The sequence below is a fragment of the Nocardioides sp. LS1 genome, from assembly GCF_003865225.1.
In the GTDB taxonomy this organism is placed as follows: domain Bacteria; phylum Actinomycetota; class Actinomycetes; order Propionibacteriales; family Nocardioidaceae; genus Nocardioides; species Nocardioides ginsengisegetis.
On sequence record NZ_BIFF01000002.1, the window covers coordinates 97,617 to 117,319 of the forward strand.

The window sequence follows — 19,703 nt, forward strand, 5'->3', positions numbered from 1 at the left end:
TCAGCGGCCTCCCTGCTCGAGCGACGCGGCGGGGCCGTCGGGGCGCGTCATCCGGCCCGCGATGACCCGGTCGGCGATCTCGGCGACCTCGGAGTCGGGCATCCGGCGTCCGCCGTCGGCGGTCATCACCTGGACGACGGGGAAGATCCGGCGGGTGATGTCGGGGCCTCCGGTCGCGGAGTCGTCGTCGGCGGCGTCGTACAGCGCCTCGATCACGGCCTGGACGGTCAGGTCGGCGGTCAGGTCGTCGCGGTAGAGCTTCTTCAGCGAGCCGCGGGCGAAGAGCGAGCCGGAGCCGACCGAGTGGAAGGCCGTCTCCTCGTAGCGACCGCCGGTGACGTCGTAGCTGAAGATGCGCCCCTGGGAGTGGTTGAGGTCGTAGCCGGCGAAGAGCGGCACGACGGCCAGGCCCTGCATGGCCATGCCGAGGTTGGCGCGGATCAGGGCCGCGAGCCGGTTGGCCTTGCCGTCCATCGAGAGCGTGCTGCCCTCGATCTTCTCGTAGTGCTCGAGCTCGGTCTGGAACAGCCGCACCATCTCGACCGCGAGGCCCGCGGTGCCGGCGATGCCGACGGCGGAGAACTCGTCGGCCGGGAAGACCTTCTCGATGTCGCGCTGGGCGATGATGTTGCCCATCGTCGCCCGGCGGTCACCGGCCATGACGACGCCCCCGGGGAACGTCGCCGCCACGATCGTGGTGCCGTGCGGGGCGAGGTCCCCGGCGTGGCCCTGCGGGAGGGTACGCCGTGCGGGGAGCAGGTCGGGGGCCTGCTGGGAGAGGAAGTCACTGAAGGACGAGGAGCCCGGGACGAGGTACGCCGCGGGCAGGCGCGGTGACTGGCTCACTGGCCACCCTTCTGGATGAACGACTTCACGAAGTCCTCGGCGTTGGTCTCGAGGACGTCGTCGATCTCGTCGAGGATCGCGTCGACGTCGTCGTCCAGCGACTCCTTGCGCTCGGCCACGTCGCTCTCGGGAGCTGCCTGGGTGGCGTCCTCGGTCTCCGAGGACTTGCGGGGTTGCTTCTGCTCCTGTGCCATGTCGTTCTCCTTCGGCTCACTACGACCCTAGCGAGTCGGTGGTGTCCCGGTGCGGGACCGACGCGGAATTTCAGCGGGTGAGTGCGGCGAACAGCTGCTCGGCGGTGTCGCAGCGGTCCAGGAGCTCACCGACATGGGCCTTGCTGCCCCGCATCGGGTCGATCGTGGGCACCCGCTGGAGCGACTCGCGCCCGGGCAGGTCGAAGATCACCGAGTCCCAGGAGGCGGCGGCGACGTGCTCGGCGTACTTCTCCAGGCAGCGCCCGCGGAAGTAGGCCCGGGTGTCCTCCGGCGGGTCGTGCATGGCGACCTCGACCGCGTGGTCGTCGAGCAGCCGCTCGATCCGGCCCATCCCCACCAGCCGGTGGTAGAGGCCCTTCTCGGGCCGGATGTCGGAGTACTGGTAGTCGATCAGCTGCAGCTTGGCGTCGTCCCAGGCCAGCCCGTCGCGGGAGCGGTACTGCTCGAGCAGCTTGAGCTTGGCGACCCAGTCGAGCTCGGTCGCGCACAGCATCGGGTCGCGCTCGAGCCGGCCGAGCACCGACTCCCAGCGGGCCAGCACGTCGACCGTCTGGGGGTCGGCGTCGTTGCCGAGCCGGTCCTCGACGTACTTGCGGGCGAGGTCGAGGTACTCCAGCTGGAGCTGCACGGCCGTGAGCTTGCGGCCGTCGCGCAGGCTGATCGTCTGCTGCAGGGTCGGGTCGTGCGACACCGCGCGCAGCGCCGAGACCGGGCCGTCGACGGTCAGGTCGCCGGTGAGGAACCGGTCCTCGATCATCGCCAGCACCAGCGCGGTGGTGCCGACCTTGAGGTAGGTGGAGATCTCCGACAGGTTGGCGTCGCCGATGATGACGTGCAGGCGGCGGTACTTCTCCGGGTCGGCGTGCGGCTCGTCGCGGGTGTTGATGATCGGGCGCTTGAGCGTCGTCTCGAGGCCGACCTCGACCTCGAAGAAGTCGGCGCGCTGGCTGATCTGGTAGCCGTGCTCGCGGCCGTCCTGGCCGATGCCGACCCGTCCCGCTCCGCACACGACCTGCCGGCTGACGAAGAACGGCGTCAGGTGCCGCACGATGTCGGCGAAGGGGGTCGAGCGCCGCATCAGGTAGTTCTCGTGGGCGCCGTACGACGCTCCCTTGTTGTCGGTGTTGTTCTTGTAGAGCGTGATCGGGGCGCCACCGGGGAGCTGGCCGGCGCGGCGCTGCGCGTCGAGCATCACCTGCTCCCCCGCCTTGTCCCAGCGCACGATGTCGAGGGGCGTGGTGACCTCGGGCGTGGAGTACTCGGGGTGCGCGTGGTCGACGTAGAGCCGGGCGCCGTTGGTGAGGATGACGTTGGCCAGGCCCATGTCCTCGTCGGTCAGCTGGGAGGGGTCGGCGACCTGGCGGGACATGTCGAAGCCGCGCGCGTCGCGCAGCGGTGACTCCTCCTCGAAGTCCCAGCGCGCGCGGCGGGCCTTCACCGTCGCCGACGCATAGGCGTTGACGACCTGCGAGGAGGCGACCATCGGGTTGGCCAACGGCTGCCCGACCACCGAGATGCCGTACTCGACCTCGGTGCCCATGACGCGACGCACACTCATGCGGCGAGCCTACGCGTCGGCACCAGTGACGGGCGTCGCCTCGCGGGGGCATCCTGAGGCATGGGCATCTGGGCGGAGCACGTCGTTCCCCGCATCGTGGAGAAGTCGTGCGGCATGAAGGAGATCGGTCCCTTCCGGGACGAGGCGTGCGCCGGGCTGACGGGCCGGGTGCTCGAGATCGGCTTCGGGTCCGGCCACAACGTCGACCACTACCCCGCCGAGGTGACCGCGGTCGCCGCCGTCGAGCCCTCCGACACCGGGTGGCGGCTCTCGGAGCGGCGACGCGAGCGCAGCCGGGTGCCGATCGAGCGGTCCGGCCTCGACGGCCAGGCGCTGGACGCGGCCGACGCGAGCTTCGACTCCGCCCTCTCGACGTTCTCGCTGTGCACGATCCCCGACCCGGTCCAGGCGCTGCGCGAGGTGCGCCGCGTGCTGCGATCCGGCGGGACCCTGCACTTCGCCGAGCACGGCCTGGCCCCCGACGAGCGCGTACGCCGCTGGCAGCACCGGCTCGAGCCGGTCCAGCGCCGCGTCGCCGACGGCTGCCACCTGACCCGTGACATCCCCGCGCTCGTGACCGAGGCGGGCTTCGAGGTGACCGCCCTGCGCACGACGTACCTGCCGGGGCCTGCGCCGAGCAGGCCCTTCGGCTACGTCTACGTGGGCCGGGCGGCGCGGGCCTGACCGGTCAGAGGTACTGACCGGTGTTGGACACCGTGTCGATGGACCGGCCCGGCTCGGTGCCCTGCTTGCCGGTGATGAGCGTGCGGATGAAGACGATCCGCTCGCCCTTCTTGCCGGAGATGCGGGCCCAGTCGTCGGGGTTGGTGGTGTTGGGGAGGTCCTCGTTCTCCTTGAACTCGTCGACGCAGGCCTGGAGGAGGTGCTGGACGCGCAGCCCCTTCTGGTCGTGGTCGAGGAGGTCCTTGATCGCCATCTTCTTGGCCCGGTCGACGATGTTCTGGATCATCGCGCCGGAGTTGAAGTCCTTGAAGTAGAGGACTTCCTTGTCGCCGTTGGCGTAGGTGACCTCGAGGAAGCGGTTCTCCTCGGACTCGGTGTACATCCGCTCGACCGCCGCCCGGATCATCCCGGCCACGCAGGCGGCCCGGTCGTTGCCGAACTCCGCGAGGTCGTCGGTGTGCAGGGGCAGCGTGGCGGTCAGGTACTTGGAGAAGATGTCGCGCGCCGACTCGGCGTCGGGGCGCTCGATCTTGATCTTCACGTCGAGGCGGCCGGGGCGCAGGATGGCAGGGTCGATCATGTCCTCGCGGTTGGAGGCGCCGATGACCAGGACGTTCTCGAGCAGCTCGACGCCGTCGATCTCGCTGAGCAGCTGGGGAACGATGGTGTTCTCGACGTCGGAGGAGACGCCCGAGCCGCGGGTGCGGAACAGCGAGTCCATCTCGTCGAAGAACACGATGACCGGGGTGCCCTCGCTGGCCTTCTCACGGGCCCGCTGGAAGACCAGGCGGATGTGCCGCTCGGTCTCGCCGACGTACTTGTTGAGCAGCTCGGGGCCCTTGATGTTGAGGAAGTAGGACTTCCCCTCCTGGCCGGTCTTGGCCGCGACCTTCTTGGCCAGGCTGTTGGCGACCGCCTTGGCGATCAGCGTCTTGCCGCAGCCGGGAGGGCCGTAGAGCAGCACGCCCTTGGGCGGCTTGAGCTCGTGCTCCTTGAACAGCTCGGGGTGCAGGTAGGGCAGCTCCACGGCGTCGCGGATCTGCTCGATCTGGTTGATCAGGCCGCCGATGGCGGAGTAGTCGATGTCCGGGACCTCTTCGAGGACGAGCTCCTCGACCTCGGACTTCGGGACCTTCTCGTACACGTAGCCCGCGCGCGAGTCGAGCAGCAGCGAGTCGCCGGCGCGCAGGGTCTGGGCGTGCAGCGGCTCGGCGAGGCGCACGACGCGCTCCTCGTCGGCGTTGGCGATGACCAGGGCGCGGTCGCCGTCCTCGAGCAGCTCCTTGAACATCACGACCTCGCCGACCTGCTCGAACTCGAGCGCGGCGACGACGTTGAGCGCCTCGTTGAGCATGACCTCCTGGCCACGCTGGAGGTCGTCGAGGTCCACCGAGGGGCTGACGTTGACGCGGAGCTTGCGGCCGCCGGTGAAGACGTCGATCGAGTCGTCCTCGTTGCGGGCCAGGAACGTGCCGAAGCCGGCCGGCGGCTGGGCGAGCCGGTCGACCTCCTCCTTGAGCTTCATGATCTGGTCGCGGGCCTCGCGGAGCGTCTGGGCGAGCCGCTCGTTCTGCGACGTGACGCCCGCGAGCGAGCGCTGGGTGTCGGCCAGGCGCAGCTCGAGGCTGCGCGAGTGGGACGGCGCGTCGCTCAACCGGCGGCGGAGATCGGTGACCTCAGCCTCGAGGAAGCGCAGCTGGTTCTCGAGCTCGTCCGGGCTGCGACCACCCGCGCTGGAAACGCCTTCTGATGTGGACATCAGCGTCACCTCCTGTGCAGTTGACCCTACCCGCGTAGGCCCCCAGAGGAAGGGGATAACCCGCGGTGTTGGTCACGATTTGGGCCAGGAGTGGTCACTCCGGGTCACTCCGCGGCGTCCTCCGGGACCCCCGGGGGGCGCGGACCGGTGTAGTCCGGTCCGTAGGCGCCCGGCGCCGGACGGCGCTTCTTCAGCGGTGGCCGCTCGCCCGGCGCCATCCGGCGCGCGGTCACGAGGAACGCGGTGTGCCCGATCATCTTGTGGCCCGGGCGGACCGCGAGACCCTCCACGTGCCAGTCGCGGACCATCGACTCCCACGGCTGCGGCTCGGTGAAGCCGCCGTGCACGCGCACCGTCTCGCAGAAGCGGGACAGCTGGGTCGTGGTGGCGACGTACGCGCAGACGATGCCGCCGGGACGGAGTGCGTCGGCCGCGGCGTCGAGGCAGTCCCACGGTGCGAGCATGTCGAGGATGATGCGGTCGGCCTGGTCCCCCGAGGCCGGCAGCTCCTCGGCCAGGTCGCCCAGGCGCAGCTCCCAGGCGGGGTGCTCGCCGCCGAAGAACTGGGTGACGTTCTGGCGGGCGACGTCCGCGAACTCCTCGCGGCGCTCGTACGACGTGACCTTGCCGTGCGGCCCGACGGCCCGCAGCAGCGAGCAGGTCAGGGCGCCCGAGCCGACGCCGGCCTCGACGACGTGGGCGCCGGGGAAGATGTCGGCCATCGCGATGATCTGGGCGGAGTCCTTGGGGTAGACCACGGCCGCGCCGCGCGGCATCGAGACGACGAACTCCGAGAGCAGCGGCCGGAAGACGAGGTACTCACCGCCGGCCGAGGACGTGACCGTGAAGCCCTCCTCGCGGCCGATGAGCTCGTCGTGCTCGAAGTGGCCGCGGTTGGAGAAGAAGCGCTTGCCGGGCTCGAGGGCGATGTTGTGCCGACGGCCCTTGCTGTCCAGGAGCCGCACCCACTCCCCGGCCCGCAGCGGGCCGCGGTGCACGCCCGACCAGGCCTCCTGCGGGATGTCGTTCACGGGCTGGTCAGGGGTCTCGGACATGCGCCGAACCCTAGGACATCGCTCCGGTCGGTCAGCGACCGGAGGCGCGGAAGGCGCGGTCCACGTCGGCGGTCGAGAGCACGCCGTAGATGCTGCCGTCCTCCTCGAGGAGGAGGTACTCCTCGGCCGGGGCCCGGCTGATCGCAAGGACGAGGTCCTCGCCGGTGATCGTGGCGGGGAGGCTGAGGCCCTCGCCGAGGGTGCGGGCCACCGCGGAGACGGCCACCCAGGGGCGCCGGTCCTCGGGGGTGGCCAGCAGCGCGGCCTCGCTCACCACGCCCACCGGGTGACCGCTGCCCGTGACGGTGACGATGGATCCGGCGTGGGCCTCCTGGGCACGGCGCACCGCCTCGGCCAGCGGCAGGTCGTCGGGCACCGCGAGGGTACGGCGGGCCAGGTCGCGGGCGACCAGGCTGGGCAGGCGGCGCCGCAGCCGGGCCGAGGCCATGGCCGCGGTGGACCCGGACCACAGGAACATCGCGACGACGAAGGCGAGCACGAAGTCGAGGACGTCGGGGCGGGTGCCGAAGATCGCCTCCTGGGCCAGCGGCCAGGCCAGCACGGCGACGGCGGTGATCCGGCCGCCCCACCCGGCGACGATCGTGCCGCGGTGGACGTTGCCGGTCACGCCCCACACGATCGACTTCAGCACGCGGCCGCCGTCGAGCGGCAGGCCCGGGACCAGGTTGAGGACGCCGACGAGCAGGTTGGCCCCGGCCAGCCCCTCGACGGCCATCAGCAGCAGCCCGTCGGGGGTCAGGAACCACAGGCCCAGGGCCAGGCCGCCGACCGCGAGGGAGGTCAGCGGGCCGACGACGGCGATCCAGAACTCCTGGCGCGGCTTGCGGGCCTCGCCCTCGATCGCGGTCATGCCGCCGAGGAAGTGCAGGGTGATCGAGGTGACCGGGAAGCCGTAGCGCCGCGCCATGAGCGCGTGCGACGCCTCGTGGAGCAGCACCGAGAGGTAGAGCACGACCGCGAAGGCCAGCCCGGCGACGTACTTCAGGGGGCCGAGGCCGGGCGAGACCTGCTCGACCCGCGGAGCCATGATGATGGCGATCAGGCCGGCGACGAGGAACCACGACGAGGTCACGAGGACGTCGCTGCCCGCAATCGTGCCGACCTTGAAGGTCCCCGGGGGTCGGCGGGGTGGCGCGGGGGCATCACCGGAGCGGTCATCAGGCACACCTCGAGGCTATCCGACCGGTCCCTGCACGACCGGGGCGCGTGTCCGGGGCGAGTGTCCGTGGCCTCACCTAGGGTGGCCCGCATGAGTGAGGTGCAGCGTCCCGCGTCCCCCGCCGAGCGGGTGTCGACGCCCGTCGACGGCGTCGACGTCCTCGGAGCGCTGTCCCCGAGCCGCGCCGGCGACTTCATGACCTGCCCGCTGCTCTACCGCTTCCGCACGATCGACCACCTGCCGGAGCCCTTCTCCCCCGACGCCGTGCGCGGCACGGTCGTCCACAAGGTGCTCGAGGACCTCTTCGACCTCCCCGCCGAGCAGCGCACGCCCGAGCAGGCCCGCGACATGCTGGGCCCGGCGTGGGATCGGCTGCTGGAGGAGGAGCCGGAGATCGCCGAGATGTTCGTCCCGCCCGCGCGTGGCCACACGGGCGTGCCCGAGCTGGGCGCCTGGCTGACGTCGTGCCGGGAGGTGCTCGACCGCTACTTCACCATGGAGGACCCGCGTCGCCTCGAGCCCGCCGAGCGCGAGCTCTACGTCGAGACCTTGCTGGAGTCCAAGCTCCTGCTGCGCGGGTTCGTCGACCGCATCGACGTCGCGCCCGACGGCGCGATCCGGGTGGTCGACTACAAGACCGGGCGCTCGCCGGGCGAGATGTTCGAGGCCAAGGCGCTGTTCCAGATGAAGTTCTACGCCCTGGTGCTGTGGCGCACCCGCGGGGTGGTCCCGGCGATGCTCCAGCTGGTCTACCTCGGCAACGGCGAGATCCTCCGCCACGTCCCCGACGAGGCCGACCTGCTCGCGACCGAGCGCAAGGTCGAGGCGATCTGGCACGCGATCCAGCGGGCCGAGGAGTCCGGCGACTGGCGTCCCAACCGCGGGCGGCTGTGCGACTGGTGCAGCCACCGGGCCGTCTGCCCGGCCTGGGGCGGCACTCCCCCGCCGCTGCCCGAGCGCCAGCCGCTCACGCTGGCCGAGCCGCTCGACGACCCGCTCACCGAGCAGCTGGCCGGAGGGCCGACGGGCTAGCGACCCGTCAGTCGTCCCCGAGGCCGTTGCGCTCGACCCAGAGCGCGGCCTGGGTCCGGTCGGCGACACCGATGCGGGCGAAGGCGGAGGTGAGGTGCGCCTTGACGGTGCGCTCGCTGATGTCCAGCCGCCGGCCGATCTGCTTGTTGGCCAGGCCCTCACGGACCAGCCGCAGCACCTCCGTCTCGCGGGTGGTCAGCTGCACGTCGCGGGAGCCGGCCCGGATGCCCAGGAGGGTGCGGGCGGCGCGCGGGTGGATCGGGGACTCGCCCCGGCTCACCGCCCGGATGCCGTCGAGCACGTCGTCGGGATCGGCGTCCTTGAGGAGGTAGCCCACGGCGCCGGCGTCGAGGGCGGCGAGGATCCGCTCGGAGTCGGAGTAGGACGTCAGCACGAGCACGTCGACGCCGAGCTTCTCGGCCACGATCGTGCGCGTGGCGCTCACCCCGTCGACCTCGGGCATCTGCAGGTCCATGAGCACCACGTCGGGGCGCAGCCGGCGTGCGGCCTCGAGCGCTTGGGCGCCGTTCTCGGCGTGCCCGACCACCTCGATGTCGGCCGTGCCGCTGAGCAGCTGCTCCAGCCCGGCCCGGATCACCGCGTGGTCGTCGACCAGGACGACGCGGATCGGCGCGGCCTCAGCGCGCGTCATCGGACGTCCATCTCCATGTGCACCGTGGTCCCCTCACCCGGAGAGGATCGCACCTCCATCCGGCCGCCGCTGTCCCGGACCAGGCTGCGCAGCCCCCGGAGGCCGAAGTGCCCCTCCTCGCGGGGGGCGTCGACGTCGAAGCCGACCCCGTCGTCGACGACCTCGAGGGAGACCTGGCGCGCGTCGCCACGCACGGTGACGGCCAGCGTGGAGGCCTGCGAGTGGCGGATCGCATTGCGCACCGCCTCCTGGGCCACCCGCCACAGCGCGGCGGTCTGCGGCACGGAGGCGAACTCGGCGCCCTCCACCGAGACCGAGGCCGCGATGTCGGCCGTCGCCGCGGGGGCAGTCAGGTCCGCGAGGGCGGCCGCGAGCCCCTCGGGGTGCAGGTCGGGTGGGTGGATCTCAGCCAGCAGGGACCGGAGGGCCTTGAGGCCGTCGCGCAGCGAGCTGCCCGCCATCGCGAGCGTGGAGCGGGCCTCGTGGGGGGTGCCGGGCTCGCGCTCGAGGGCGGAGATCGAGAAGGCGGTCCCCGCCAGGTCCTGCACCACGCCGTCGTGCAGGTCGCGGGCGATCCGGCGGCGCTCGGCGTCGGAGGCGTCGATGGCGACCTGCAGCAGCCGTTCGCGCTCGTGGCCGGCGCGGGTGAGCCGGCGCGTCAGCAGGCTCAACATCAGGGTCACGATGATGACGAGCAGCAGGAGCGGCCCGATGGTCACGAGGCGGAAGGAGGAGAAGATCTCCTGGCTGCGGGACTCGACGTCGGTGAGCGGGTAGCTCACCTCGAGCAGCAGTGGGGTCCCGTCGGCGGCCCGGATTCGGGTGTAGGTCTCGACGAGGTGCTCGCTCTCGCGGAGCTGGAAGCTGGTGCGGGCCGAGGCGAGGGTGGCCCGGCGGTCGTCGTCGAGGGGCTCGCCCAGGCCGATCAGGCGCGCGTTGGTCGAGTAGATGACGCTGCCGTCGCCGCGTCGGACGCTGAGGGTGTCGAACCCCTCGACGCCGCGCACCCGCTGCCGGGCCACCTTGTCGAAGCGGTCGATGGCTCCCGGCTTCAGGTTGATCAGTGACCGCGGGATCTTGAGGCGCTGCACGAACTGGCCCAGCAGGGGCGTGGTCCGGGTGGCCTCGGCGATCGCCTCGTCGGTCGCGGCCCGTGCGGCGAGGTTCTGCGTGCCGAGCACGATCGCGACGAAGGTGAGCACGCCGACCACGAGGAACACGGTGACCGGGCTGCGCAGGTATCTCATCGGCCCAGCCCGGGCAGGGGACGAGCGAGGCGGGACACGGACGGCCTTCCTGACGCGGGAGTGCACAGGATAGGCCGGGTCGGCCTCCGTCAGAGGTCGACCTCGCCGCGGCAGACCTCGCCGGTGTCGTCGTTCTCGGCGCGGAACACGACCGTGTCGGGACCAGCCAGGTCCACCATCGTGCGCACGACGCGGAAGGAGAGATCGGCGTCCTTGGCCTTCACGTCGCCGGTGTAGGAGACGTCGCCGTTGTGCTTGAGCCGCCACGACCAGACGTCGTTGTCGTCGCTCCACACGACCCCGACCACCTGGAGGTGGCCGTCGTCGTCGGGCGTGACCTTGAGCTTGTAGGTGCTCGGGCCGCTGCAGGAGTCCACGTCCTTCGCAGTCCCGCCATCACTCGCCACCGCGCCAGGCGCGATGGAGAGGGCCGCTGCACTCAGCACGAGGCTGAGCACGATGGCGGGACTGCGTCGGATATGCATGCGAAACCAGCTCCTGGTTGCGGAGGCGGGTTCCCCCGAGTGGCACGATCCTCTCCTGAAGAGGTCTGGACCGCCATTGTCCGGTGGTACTAGCACCCGTGCCTAGTCATCGAGGGCCAATCGGCCCTCAGCAGGACGCACGGTACGTCGCCCACACGGCCGCGACGTCGAGGTCGGCCAGCGTGTCGGCGAAAACCCGCCGCTCCCCCGCGAGCACGGTCACGTGGTTCGGCACGACCAGCACGCCGCAGCCCGCCGCGACGGCGGAGCGGGTGCCGGTGTCGGAGTCCTCGATGGCCAGGCAGTCGGCCGGGTCGACGCCGAGCCGCTCGGCGGCGGTCAGGTAGGGCTCGGGGTGCGGCTTGCCGCGGCTGACGGAGTCACCGGTGACGACGACGTCGAAGGCCGAGGCGGGCAGCGCCGCCAGGATCGGGTCGACGAAGCGCTGGTAGGACATCGTGACCAGGCCGCAGGGCACCCCGCGGTCGTGCAGCTCGTGCAGGAGCTCGACGGCACCCGGCCGCCACGGCACCTGCTGGCGGACCCGCGCCACGACCCCGTCGAGGAGCTCCTCGACGATGTCCTCGGGCTCCCGGTCGATGCCCATGTGCCGGCGGATGTAGCGGCCCGACTCGAGCAGGTCGTTGCCGACCAGGTTGAGGGCGTGCTCGCGCGACCAGGTGCCGCCGTACCGCTCGGCGAGCGCGAACTCGGTCTCGATCCAGTAGGGCTCGGTGTCGACGAGGGTGCCGTCCATGTCCCACAGGACGGCGGAGGGCAGGTCAGTCATCCGGGTCGTACCCGAGGCTGGGCGAGAGCCACTTCTCGGCCTCGGTGAGCTCCCAGCCCTTGCGCTCGGCGTAGTCGACGACCTGGTCGCGCCCGACCCGACCGACGACGAAGTACTGCGCCTGCGGGTGGGAGAAGTACCAGCCGGAGACGGCGGCGCCGGGCCACATGGCCATGCTCTCGGTCAGCGTGATGCCGGTCGTGGCCTCGACGTCGAGCAGCTCCCACAGGGTGCGCTTCTCGGTGTGCTCCGGGCAGGCGGGATAGCCCGGGGCGGGCCGGATGCCGTGGTACTTCTCGGCGATCAGGTCCTCGTTGGCGAGCTGCTCGTCGGGCTCGTGTCCCCAGAACTCCGTGCGGACCCGCTGGTGGAGCCGCTCGGCGAAGGCCTCGGCGAGCCGGTCGGCCAGCGCCTCGAGCATGATCGCGGAGTAGTCGTCGTGGTCGGCCTTCATCGACGCGATCCGGTCCTGGGCGCCGAGCCCCGCCGTGACCGCGAAGGCCCCGACGTGGTCGGCCAGCCCGGTCTCCCGGGGCGCCACGTAGTCGCCGAGGGAGCGGTTGGGCACGCCCGCGCGGTGCTCGCCCTGCTGCCGCAGGTTGTGCAGCGTGGTGAGCACTTCCGACCGGGACTCGTCGGTGTAGACCTCGATGTCGTCGCCGACCGCGTTGGCGGGGAAGAAGCCGAAGACCGCGTTGGCGGTCAGCCACTTCTCGGCGACGATCCGGTCCAGCATCGCCTGGGCGTCGTCGTAGAGCGCCCGGGCGGCCTCGCCGGTGGCGGGGCTGTTGAGGATGTCGGGGAACTTGCCCTTCATCTCCCACGCGTTGAAGAAGGGCTGCCAGTCGATGTAGTCGCGCAGCTCCGCGAGGTCGTAGTCGGTGAGCACGTGGGTGCCGGGCGCCCGCGGGGCGGGCGGCGCGTAGCCGTCCCACTCGACCGGGGTGCGGTTGGCGCGCGCCTGCTCGATGCTCACCATCGGCCGGTCGTGCTTGGCGGCGTGGCGAGCCCGCAGCGCGTCGTAGTCCTCCTGGACGTCGGCCATCAGCTGCTCGCGACGGGTCGCGTGCAGCAGGGAGGCGAGCGTCGGCACGGAACGCGAGGCGTCCTTGACCCAGACCACGGGGGCGTCGTACTTGCCGTCGACCTTGACCGCAGTGTGCGCCCGGGAGGTCGTGGCGCCGCCGATGAGCAGCGGGATGTCGAAGCCCTGGCGCTGCATCTCCGAGGCGACGTTGACCATCTCGTCGAGCGAGGGCGTGATCAGCCCGGACAGGCCGATGGCGTCGGCGCCGATCTCGCGGGCGGTGTCGAGGATCTTCTGCGCGGGCACCATCACCCCGAGGTCGATGACCTCGAAGTTGTTGCACTGCAGGACCACGCCGACGATGTTCTTGCCGATGTCGTGGACGTCGCCCTTGACGGTGGCCATCACGATCGTGCCGTTGGTGTCCTTGGCGGTGGCGTACTCGGGGTTGTCGACCTTCTCCTGCTCGATGAACGGGATGAGGTAGCCGACGGCCTTCTTCATCACGCGCGCCGACTTCACGACCTGGGGCAGGAACATCTTGCCGGCGCCGAACAGGTCACCGACGACGTTCATGCCGTCCATCAGCGGGCCCTCGATGACCTCGATCGGGCGACCGCCGCGGGCCGCGATCTCGGCGCGGAGCTCCTCGGTGTCGTCCTCGACGAAGCCGTCGATGCCCTTGACGAGCGCGTGGGTGATCCGCTCGCCGACGGGCAGGCCGCGCCACTCCTCGACGCCGGCCTCCTCGACCTCGCCGACCCGGTTGTGGGCCTCGGCGATCTCGAGGAGACGCTCCGCGGCGTCGGGGCGGCGGTTGAGGACGACGTCCTCGATCCGCTCGCGCAGCTCCGGCTCGACCTCGTCGTAGACCGCGAGCGCACCGGCGTTGACGATGCCCATGTCCAGCCCCGCGCGGATGGCGTGGAACAGGAAGACGGCGTGGATCGCCTCCCGGACCGGGTTGTTGCCGCGGAACGAGAAGGACACGTTGGAGATGCCGCCGGAGACCAGGGCACCGGGGAGGTTCTCCTTGATCCAGCGGGTGGCCTCGATGAAGTCCAGGCCGTACGACGCGTGCTCCTCGATGCCGGTCGCGACCGCGAAGACGTTGGGGTCGAAGATGATGTCCTCGGCCGGGAAGCCGACTTGCTCGGTGAGGATCGAGTAGGCCCGCTGGCAGATCGCCTTGCGGCGCTCGAGGTTGTCGGCCTGGCCGTCCTCGTCGAAGGCCATCACGACCGCGGCGGCGCCGTACTTGCGGCACAGCGTGGCGTGCGCGACGAACGCCTCCTCGCCCTCCTTGAGGGAGATCGAGTTGACGATCGGCTTGCCCTGCACGCACTTGAGGCCGGCCTCGATGACCTCCCACTTGGAGGAGTCGACCATCACCGGCACCCGGCTGATGTCGGGCTCGGAGGCGACCAGCTTGAGGAAGCGGTCCATCGCGGCGACGCCGTCGATCATGCCCTCGTCCATGTTGACGTCGATGACCTGCGCGCCGCTCTCGACCTGCTGCGCGGCCACCGTGAGGGCGGTGTCGTAGTCGCCGGCCTTGATCAGGTTGCGGAAGCGGGCGGAGCCGGTGATGTTGGTGCGCTCGCCGACGTTGACGAACAGGCTCTCGCCGGTGATGTTCAGCGGCTCCAGGCCGGCGAGGTGCATCGCGGGGCGCGGGCCCGCCGGGTCGCGGGGCGCGGCGGCGGCGACGGCCTCGCCGATGGCCCGGACGTGGTCGGGGGTGGTGCCGCAGCAGCCGCCGACGATGTTCAGCAGCCCGCTGGTGGCGAACTCCCCCAGGAGGGACGCCATCTGCTCGGGCGTCTCGTCGTACTCGCCGAAGGCGTTGGGCAGGCCCGCGTTGGGGTGCACCGACACCGCGGTGTCGGCCAGCCGCGAGAGCTCCGCGACGTAGGGGCGCAGGTCGGCGGCACCCAGCGCGCAGTTGAGGCCGATGGCGAGGGGGCGCACGTGGCGCACGGAGTTCCAGAACGCCTCGGTGACCTGCCCCGACAGGGTGCGGCCGGAGGCGTCGGTGATGGTGCCGCTCATCACGACCGGCCAGCGCCGGCCGTGCTCCTCGAAGAGCGTCTCGAGCGCGAAAATCGCGGCCTTGGCGTTGAGGGTGTCGAAGATCGTCTCGACCAGCAGGAGGTCGGAGCCGCCGTCGACCAGGCCGCGAGCCTGCTCGAGGTACGCCGCGACGAGCTCGTCGTAGGAGACGTTGCGGGCGCCGGGGTCGTTGACGTCCGGGGAGATCGAGGCCGTCCGGTTGGTCGGGCCGAGCGAGCCGGCCACCAGGCGCGGCTTGTCCGGGGTCGAGAACTCGTCGCAGGCCAGCCGCGCGATCCGGGCGCCCTCGAGGTTGATCTCGTAGGCGAGGTCCTCCATGCCGTAGTCGGCCTGGGCGATCGAGGTCGCGGTGAAGGTGTTGGTCTCGACGATGTCGACGCCGGCCCGGAGGTACTCGCGGTGGATCTCCGCGATCATCGCCGGCTGGGTCAGGTTGAGCAGGTCGCTGTTGCCCTTGACGTCGCGCTCCCAGTCGGCGAAGCGCTCGCCCCGGTAGTCCGCCTCCCCCGGCTGGTAGCCCTGGATCAGGGTGCCCATGGCGCCGTCGAGGAGCAGGATCCGCTCGCGCATGGCCGCGCGAAGGTCCTCGGTGAGGTCCGGGCGCAGGTGCGGGGCGGTCGTCTCGGGCAACGCGAGTCCTCTCGTGAGGGCCGGATCTCCCCCGTGTGGCGAGCCCGACCTCCACCAGCCTAGAAAGGCTGTCCACAACGTGGACCGGCTTTTCACATGCTGGCTACGGATCGCCATCGTCCCACCGGCCCGTGGACCCGACGAAATCCTCGCCGGACCATCCCCCACACGCGGGAGGGGTCAACGACTACGCGGTGACGCCTCGATGACTAGGCTGGAAACGTGATCGAGATCGACGACGCCCCCGACCTGGTGGACCCCGTGGTGATCGCGGCCTTCGAGGGGTGGAACGACGCTGCCGATGCCGCCTCCTCCGTGGTCGACCACCTCATCAAGGTGTGGAACGCGCGCATCGTGGGCGCGATCGACCCGGAGGAGTTCTACGACTTCCAGGTCAACCGGCCGGTGGTCGGCACCGACGACAACGGGCACCGTCGTCTGACCTGGCCCAGCACCCAGATCGCGATCGCCTCCCCGCCCGACCTGGACCGCGACGTGATCCTGGTCCGCGGCATCGAGCCCAACATGCGCTGGCGGCAGTTCTGCGCCGAGCTCCTCGCGGCCTGCGACGACCTCGGTGCCGAGCTGGTCATCACCCTCGGCGCACTGCTGGCCGACACCCCGCACACCCGCCCGATCCCGGTGACCGGGACGGCCACCGAGCCCGAGCTGGTGGACCGGCTCAAGCTGGAGCAGTCGACGTACGAAGGCCCGACCGGCATCGTCGGGGTCTTCCAGGACGCCTGCGTGCGCCTCGACATCCCGGCGGTCTCCTACTGGGCGGCCGTGCCGCACTACGTCGCGCAGCCGCCCTGCCCCAAGGCGACGCTCGCGCTGATCGGCCAGCTCGAGGACCTCCTCGAGGTGAGCATCCCGCTGGGCGACCTGCCCGAGGACTCCCGTGCCTGGGAGCGCGGCGTCGACGAGCTCGCCGAGGAGGACGAGGACGTCGCCGACTACGTGCGGGCGCTCGAGGAGACCCGCGACACGACCGACCTGCCGGAGGCGTCCGGCGAGGCGATCGCGCGGGAGTTCGAGCGCTACCTCAAGCGCCGCGACGACGACGAGTAGCGCTCAGAGCGAGAGGCCGAGGGCGGCGTCGAGCACCGAGATCATCGTGACCGCGGCGTCGCGGTCGCTGGTGTCGGCGAGCTGGTCGATGCCGAGGGTGGCGTCGGCCCACGCGTCGACGGCTGCCACGGCCCGCGGCGCGTCGAGGTCGTCGGCCAGCGCCGCGAGGATCTCCTCCACGACCGGCGCGGCCGGCGCACCGGCGCCCAGCGACAGCGCCTTGCGCCAGCGGTTGACGTCGTCGAGGGAGTCCCAGAGCTGGGCGTCGAGCCACTCCCAGTCGCTGCGGTAGTGGTGGCGCAGCAGCGTCAGCCGGATCGCCATCGGGTCGACGTCGCTGTTGCGCAGCGCGGACACGAAGACCAGGTTGCCGCGCGACTTGGACATCTTCTCGCCGTCGTAGGCGACCATGCCGGCGTGGGCGTAGGCCTTGGCGAACGGCGCGTCGGTCACGACCTGCGCCTCGCCCGCGCACATCTCGTGGTGGGGGAAGACCAGGTCGCTGCCGCCGCCCTGGACGTCGAAGGCCTGCCCGAGGAACTCCAGCGCCATCGCGGTGCACTCGATGTGCCAGCCGGGGCGGCCCTTGCCGAACGGGCTCTCCCAGGACGGCTCACCCGGGCGCTCGCCGCGCCAGACGACGCAGTCGAGCGGGTCCTTCTTGCCGGCGCGGTCGGGGTCACCGCCGCGCTCGGGGAAGATCCGCAGCATCTCGTCGCGGTCGAAGCCGGAGACGTCCCCGAACTTCGGGTCGGCGGTCACCGAGAAGTAGAGGTCGTCCTCGACGCGGTAGATCGCCCCGGTCTCCTGGAGCTTCTCGATGAGTGCGATCACCAGCGGGATCGACTCGACGGCGCCGACGTAGTGGTCCGGCGGCAGCACGCGCAGGGCGACCATGTCCTGGCGGAACAGCTCGGTCTCGCGCTCGGCCAGCTCGACCCAGTCGACCTTGACCTTGGTGGCCCGCTCGAGCAGCGGGTCGTCGACGTCGGTGACGTTCTGGACGTAGGTGACGTCGTGGCCGGCGTTGCGCCAGGCCCGGTTGAGCAGGTCGAAGGCGACGTAGGTGGCGGCGTGGCCCATGTGCGTGGCGTCGTACGGCGTGATGCCGCAGACGTAGAGCCGGGCGGCACCGTCGGGGCTGGTGGTGACGCGGCCGCCGGACGCGGTGTCGTGCAGGGTCACGGGCGGGCCCTGGACGGTCAGGGTCGGAACGGTCGGCGACTGCCACGTACGCATGTCGTGCAGCCTAGAGGGTGCGCCTCAGAACGGTGGCCACGGGACCGCGGGCCACTCACCGCGCGGCGTGGGCATCCGGCCCCGGGCGACCAGCCGCTCGCACCGCCGTCGGGTCGCCTCGATCTCGAGCGGGCTGATGTGGAAGCCGAGCTCGTCGCCCAGCGCGCCGTCCAGCGCCTCGCGCACGGCGCGGACACCCGCGAGCTCCTCGGCCGTGAGCGGCTCGTCGAGCCAGCCCCACAGGACCGTGCGGAGCTTGGGGTCGGTGTGGAAGGTGACGCCGTGGTCGACGCCGTAGCGGTGTCCGTCGCTCATCTCCAGCACGTGACCACCCTTGCGGTCGGCGTTGTTGACCACGATGTCGAAGACCGCCATCCGACGCAGCGGGGTGGTGTCCTCGTGGATCAGTGAGACGGGCCGGTCGTGGCCGTCGATCCCGTCGAAGACGTGCCTCCAGCCGTCGGGGACCTCTCCCTCGGCGACCAGCGTCACCGCGACCTGCTCCTCGTCGGGCTCCTGCCAGCGCTGGACCATGCCGAGGCCGTGCGGTCCCTCGCGGAGCCAGGTCTGGGGGACGACGTCCCAGCCGATGGCCTCGGAGACGAGGTACGCCGCCAGCTCGCGTCCGGCCAGGGTGCCGTCGGGGAAGTCCCACAGGGGCCGCTCCCCGGCGACCGGCTTGTAGACGACCTTCACGTCCCCGATCTCGCCGACGAACGTGGCGTTCGAGGCAGGCAGCACCCGCCCGTGCAGGACGATCTCGTCCTCGAGCAGCGCCGAGTCAGGCGGTCCGACGCGGGTCACCGGCGATCACGGGTCCCGGCGACGGAACCCGTTGGCGCGCACGCAGAGGTGGCCGTCGGGGTCGATGGGGTTGCCGCAGAACGGGCAGCTCGGACGCCCCGCCTCGAGCACCTGCGCGGCGCGCTTGACGAAGGCCCGCGCGGCACCGGCCGGCAGCCGGACCAGGAAGATCTCGTCGGGCTCGGGCTCCTCGAAGTCCTCGTCGACCTGCTCCGGGGAGATCACCGCCGCCTCCATGTAGGGGAAGACCTCGATGACCACGCGCTCGTCGTCGGGGTCCCACGAGAGGGTCATCGTGCCGGCGCGGAACTCCTCCTCGATCGGCTGCTCCAGCGGGTCGGCGTCCTCGAGGCCGATCGGCGCGACGGCGGGGATCATGGCCTCGTTGAGCTCGCTGGCCATCACCTCGTCGAGCAGCTCGTCGATGCGTTCGGCGAGGGCTGCGACCTGCTGCTTCTCCAGGGCGACGCTGACCAGGCGCGCGCCGGAACGCGCCTGCAGGAAGAAGGTGCGGGAGCCGGGCTCGCCGACCGTGCCCGCGACGAACCGTTCCGGCGGGTCGAATCCGTGGACGAGGGGTGCCATGGCGCCAACCCTAGGACGTCGCGGAAGCGGGACCCGCTCCCCCACCCACGGCCGCGTCGGCGCTCTTGCGTGCCCTGCCCTTCGCACTGCCCTTCGAACCGGCCTTCGGGTGGGGTGCGAGCCAGCCGAGGTCGCCGGCGTGGGTGTTGGTCGCCAGGACGTAGGGGCGGCTGCTGGTGTAGCGCACGATCGAGATCGACGCCGGGTCGACGTTGATCCGCTGGAAGAGGTCGAGGTGCATGCCCAGCGCGTCGGCCAGGATCGACTTGATGATGTCGCCGTGGCTCACCGCGACCCACACGCCGCCGGCCCCGTGCTGCGACTCGACCGCCGCGTCGTGGCGACGTACGGCGGCCACGGCGCGGGCCTGCATGGCGCCGAGCGACTCACCTCCGGGGAAGGTCGCGGCCGACGGCTGCGCCTGGACCGTGGCCCAGAGCTTCTCCTTGGCCAGGTCCTTGAGCGGCCGGCCCTGCCAGTCGCCGTAGTCGCACTCGGTGATCGCGCGGTCGCTGGAGATCGTCAGAGGGCCGTGCTGGGCTCCCATGATCGCCTTGGCAGTCTGCCGGCACCGCTCGAGGGGGCTGCTCACGATCGCGGCCAGCGGGACCGTGCGGAGCCGCTCGGCCGCGCGCGTGGCCTGCCCCTGCCCGGTCTCGTCCAGCTTCACGCCCGGGAGCCGGCCCGCCAGCACGCCCGTGGCGTTGGCGGTCGTCCGGCCGTGTCGCACGAGGATCACGGTTGCCATGTCCGGGACTGTAGTGGGACTAC

The 19,703-nt window shown here is 71.3% G+C and carries 18 protein-coding genes; 3 read left to right on the plus strand and 15 right to left on the minus strand.

Translation table 11 applies throughout. From position 1 onward, the window contains the following. The 3 genes from prcB to dop all read right to left on the minus strand — a co-directional run bounded on the left by prcB (nt 1) and on the right by dop (nt 2,619). Nucleotides 1-846: a proteasome subunit beta gene (gene prcB, locus EJF31_RS05205; protein ID WP_125036072.1), complete on the minus strand. Its 846-nt coding sequence runs from the start codon at nt 844-846 to the stop codon at nt 1-3. Next, complete coding sequence (locus tag EJF31_RS05210; protein WP_125036073.1) at nt 843-1,040, minus strand: ubiquitin-like protein Pup; 198 nt, start codon at nt 1,038-1,040, stop codon at nt 843-845. Before EJF31_RS05210 ends, prcB begins: the two co-directional genes overlap by 4 nt. Nucleotides 1,041-1,110: 70 nt before the next feature. Beyond that, nucleotides 1,111-2,619 (minus strand): depupylase/deamidase Dop, encoded by a 1,509-nt coding sequence (gene dop, locus EJF31_RS05215; RefSeq protein ID WP_125036074.1) that lies wholly within the window; start codon nt 2,617-2,619, stop codon nt 1,111-1,113. 60 nt (nt 2,620-2,679) lie between these two features. Between dop and EJF31_RS05220 the strand changes: the two genes are divergently transcribed. Beyond that, the gene (locus EJF31_RS05220; RefSeq protein WP_125036075.1) at nt 2,680-3,303 is read left to right on the plus strand and encodes a class I SAM-dependent methyltransferase; all 624 of its coding nucleotides are present in this window, start codon (nt 2,680-2,682) and stop codon (nt 3,301-3,303) included. Nucleotides 3,304-3,307: 4 nt separating this feature from the next. Here EJF31_RS05220 and arc read toward each other — a convergent pair whose 3' ends face one another. The 3 genes from arc to EJF31_RS05235 all read right to left on the minus strand — a co-directional run bounded on the left by arc (nt 3,308) and on the right by EJF31_RS05235 (nt 7,303). Continuing rightward, on the minus strand, nt 3,308-5,062 hold the full coding sequence (gene arc / locus EJF31_RS05225) for a proteasome ATPase (RefSeq protein WP_125036076.1): 1,755 nt from the start codon (nt 5,060-5,062) through the stop codon (nt 3,308-3,310). Between the two features lie 104 nt (nt 5,063-5,166). Next, complete coding sequence (locus tag EJF31_RS05230) at nt 5,167-6,117, minus strand: tRNA (adenine-N1)-methyltransferase (protein WP_125036077.1); 951 nt, start codon at nt 6,115-6,117, stop codon at nt 5,167-5,169. A 31-nt stretch (nt 6,118-6,148) separates the two neighbouring features. Next, on the minus strand, nt 6,149-7,303 hold the full coding sequence (locus EJF31_RS05235; RefSeq protein ID WP_260430635.1) for a site-2 protease family protein: 1,155 nt from the start codon (nt 7,301-7,303) through the stop codon (nt 6,149-6,151). 84 nt (nt 7,304-7,387) lie between these two features. On the opposite strand from EJF31_RS05235, the gene EJF31_RS05240 reads away from it, so the two are divergent. Continuing rightward, complete coding sequence (locus EJF31_RS05240; RefSeq protein WP_125036078.1) at nt 7,388-8,329, plus strand: PD-(D/E)XK nuclease family protein; 942 nt, start codon at nt 7,388-7,390, stop codon at nt 8,327-8,329. Nucleotides 8,330-8,336: 7 nt separating this feature from the next. Here EJF31_RS05240 and EJF31_RS05245 read toward each other — a convergent pair whose 3' ends face one another. The 5 genes from EJF31_RS05245 to metH all read right to left on the minus strand — a co-directional run bounded on the left by EJF31_RS05245 (nt 8,337) and on the right by metH (nt 15,233). After that, a complete protein-coding gene (locus EJF31_RS05245) occupies nt 8,337-8,981 on the minus strand; it encodes a response regulator transcription factor (RefSeq protein WP_125036079.1) in 645 nt (214 codons plus the stop codon). Next, the gene (locus tag EJF31_RS05250) at nt 8,978-10,228 is read right to left on the minus strand and encodes a sensor histidine kinase (RefSeq protein WP_125036080.1); all 1,251 of its coding nucleotides are present in this window, start codon (nt 10,226-10,228) and stop codon (nt 8,978-8,980) included. The genes EJF31_RS05245 and EJF31_RS05250 overlap by 4 nt, the downstream gene beginning before the upstream one ends. A gap of 89 nt (nt 10,229-10,317) precedes the next feature. Continuing rightward, the gene (locus EJF31_RS05255; protein ID WP_125036081.1) at nt 10,318-10,713 is read right to left on the minus strand and encodes a hypothetical protein; all 396 of its coding nucleotides are present in this window, start codon (nt 10,711-10,713) and stop codon (nt 10,318-10,320) included. Nucleotides 10,714-10,840: 127 nt separating this feature from the next. Further along, on the minus strand, nt 10,841-11,503 hold the full coding sequence (locus EJF31_RS05260) for an HAD family phosphatase (protein WP_125036082.1): 663 nt from the start codon (nt 11,501-11,503) through the stop codon (nt 10,841-10,843). Then, entirely contained in the window at nt 11,496-15,233 is a 3,738-nt protein-coding gene (gene metH / locus EJF31_RS05265; RefSeq protein ID WP_260430636.1) for a methionine synthase, read from the minus strand. The genes EJF31_RS05260 and metH overlap by 8 nt, the downstream gene beginning before the upstream one ends. Before the next feature lie 222 nt (nt 15,234-15,455). Here metH and EJF31_RS05270 point away from each other — a divergent pair, with 222 nt between their 5' ends. Continuing rightward, the gene (locus EJF31_RS05270; protein ID WP_125036084.1) at nt 15,456-16,304 is read left to right on the plus strand and encodes a PAC2 family protein; all 849 of its coding nucleotides are present in this window, start codon (nt 15,456-15,458) and stop codon (nt 16,302-16,304) included. Nucleotides 16,305-16,307: 3 nt separating this feature from the next. Here EJF31_RS05270 and mshC read toward each other — a convergent pair whose 3' ends face one another. Genes mshC through EJF31_RS05290 form a run of 4 tightly spaced genes read right to left on the minus strand, consistent with a single transcriptional unit; the run spans nt 16,308 to nt 19,680 of the window. Beyond that, complete coding sequence (gene mshC, locus EJF31_RS05275) at nt 16,308-17,543, minus strand: cysteine--1-D-myo-inosityl 2-amino-2-deoxy-alpha-D-glucopyranoside ligase (RefSeq protein WP_125036085.1); 1,236 nt, start codon at nt 17,541-17,543, stop codon at nt 16,308-16,310. Between the two features lie 24 nt (nt 17,544-17,567). Then, entirely contained in the window at nt 17,568-18,347 is a 780-nt protein-coding gene (locus tag EJF31_RS05280) for an SCO1664 family protein (RefSeq protein WP_260430637.1), read from the minus strand. A gap of 6 nt (nt 18,348-18,353) precedes the next feature. Next, the gene (locus tag EJF31_RS05285; RefSeq protein WP_125036086.1) at nt 18,354-18,932 is read right to left on the minus strand and encodes a DUF3090 domain-containing protein; all 579 of its coding nucleotides are present in this window, start codon (nt 18,930-18,932) and stop codon (nt 18,354-18,356) included. Between the two features lie 10 nt (nt 18,933-18,942). Next, nucleotides 18,943-19,680, minus strand: coding sequence for a histidine phosphatase family protein (locus tag EJF31_RS05290; protein ID WP_125036087.1), 738 nt, complete (start codon nt 19,678-19,680; stop codon nt 18,943-18,945). Nucleotides 19,681-19,703 lie beyond the last annotated feature (23 nt).

Excerpts from the sequence above, each read along its gene's own strand:
- EJF31_RS05210 (WP_125036073.1), bottom strand. The coding sequence starts at position 1,040 with ATGGCACAGGAGCAGAAGCAACCCCGCAAGTCCTCGGAGACCGAGGAC.
- EJF31_RS05230 (WP_125036077.1), bottom strand. The coding sequence starts at position 6,117 with ATGTCCGAGACCCCTGACCAGCCCGTGAACGACATCCCGCAGGAGGCC.
- EJF31_RS05220 (WP_125036075.1), top strand. The coding sequence starts at position 2,680 with ATGGGCATCTGGGCGGAGCACGTCGTTCCCCGCATCGTGGAGAAGTCG.
- EJF31_RS05255 (WP_125036081.1), bottom strand. The coding sequence starts at position 10,713 with ATGCATATCCGACGCAGTCCCGCCATCGTGCTCAGCCTCGTGCTGAGT.
- EJF31_RS05290 (WP_125036087.1), bottom strand. The coding sequence starts at position 19,680 with ATGGCAACCGTGATCCTCGTGCGACACGGCCGGACGACCGCCAACGCC.
- EJF31_RS05285 (WP_125036086.1), bottom strand. The coding sequence starts at position 18,932 with ATGGCACCCCTCGTCCACGGATTCGACCCGCCGGAACGGTTCGTCGCG.
- EJF31_RS05245 (WP_125036079.1), bottom strand. The coding sequence starts at position 8,981 with ATGACGCGCGCTGAGGCCGCGCCGATCCGCGTCGTCCTGGTCGACGAC.
- EJF31_RS05240 (WP_125036078.1), top strand. The coding sequence starts at position 7,388 with ATGAGTGAGGTGCAGCGTCCCGCGTCCCCCGCCGAGCGGGTGTCGACG.
- dop (WP_125036074.1), bottom strand. The coding sequence starts at position 2,619 with ATGAGTGTGCGTCGCGTCATGGGCACCGAGGTCGAGTACGGCATCTCG.
- EJF31_RS05250 (WP_125036080.1), bottom strand. The coding sequence starts at position 10,228 with ATGAGATACCTGCGCAGCCCGGTCACCGTGTTCCTCGTGGTCGGCGTG.
- EJF31_RS05260 (WP_125036082.1), bottom strand. The coding sequence starts at position 11,503 with ATGACTGACCTGCCCTCCGCCGTCCTGTGGGACATGGACGGCACCCTC.
- mshC (WP_125036085.1), bottom strand. The coding sequence starts at position 17,543 with ATGCGTACGTGGCAGTCGCCGACCGTTCCGACCCTGACCGTCCAGGGC.
- arc (WP_125036076.1), bottom strand. The coding sequence starts at position 5,062 with ATGTCCACATCAGAAGGCGTTTCCAGCGCGGGTGGTCGCAGCCCGGAC.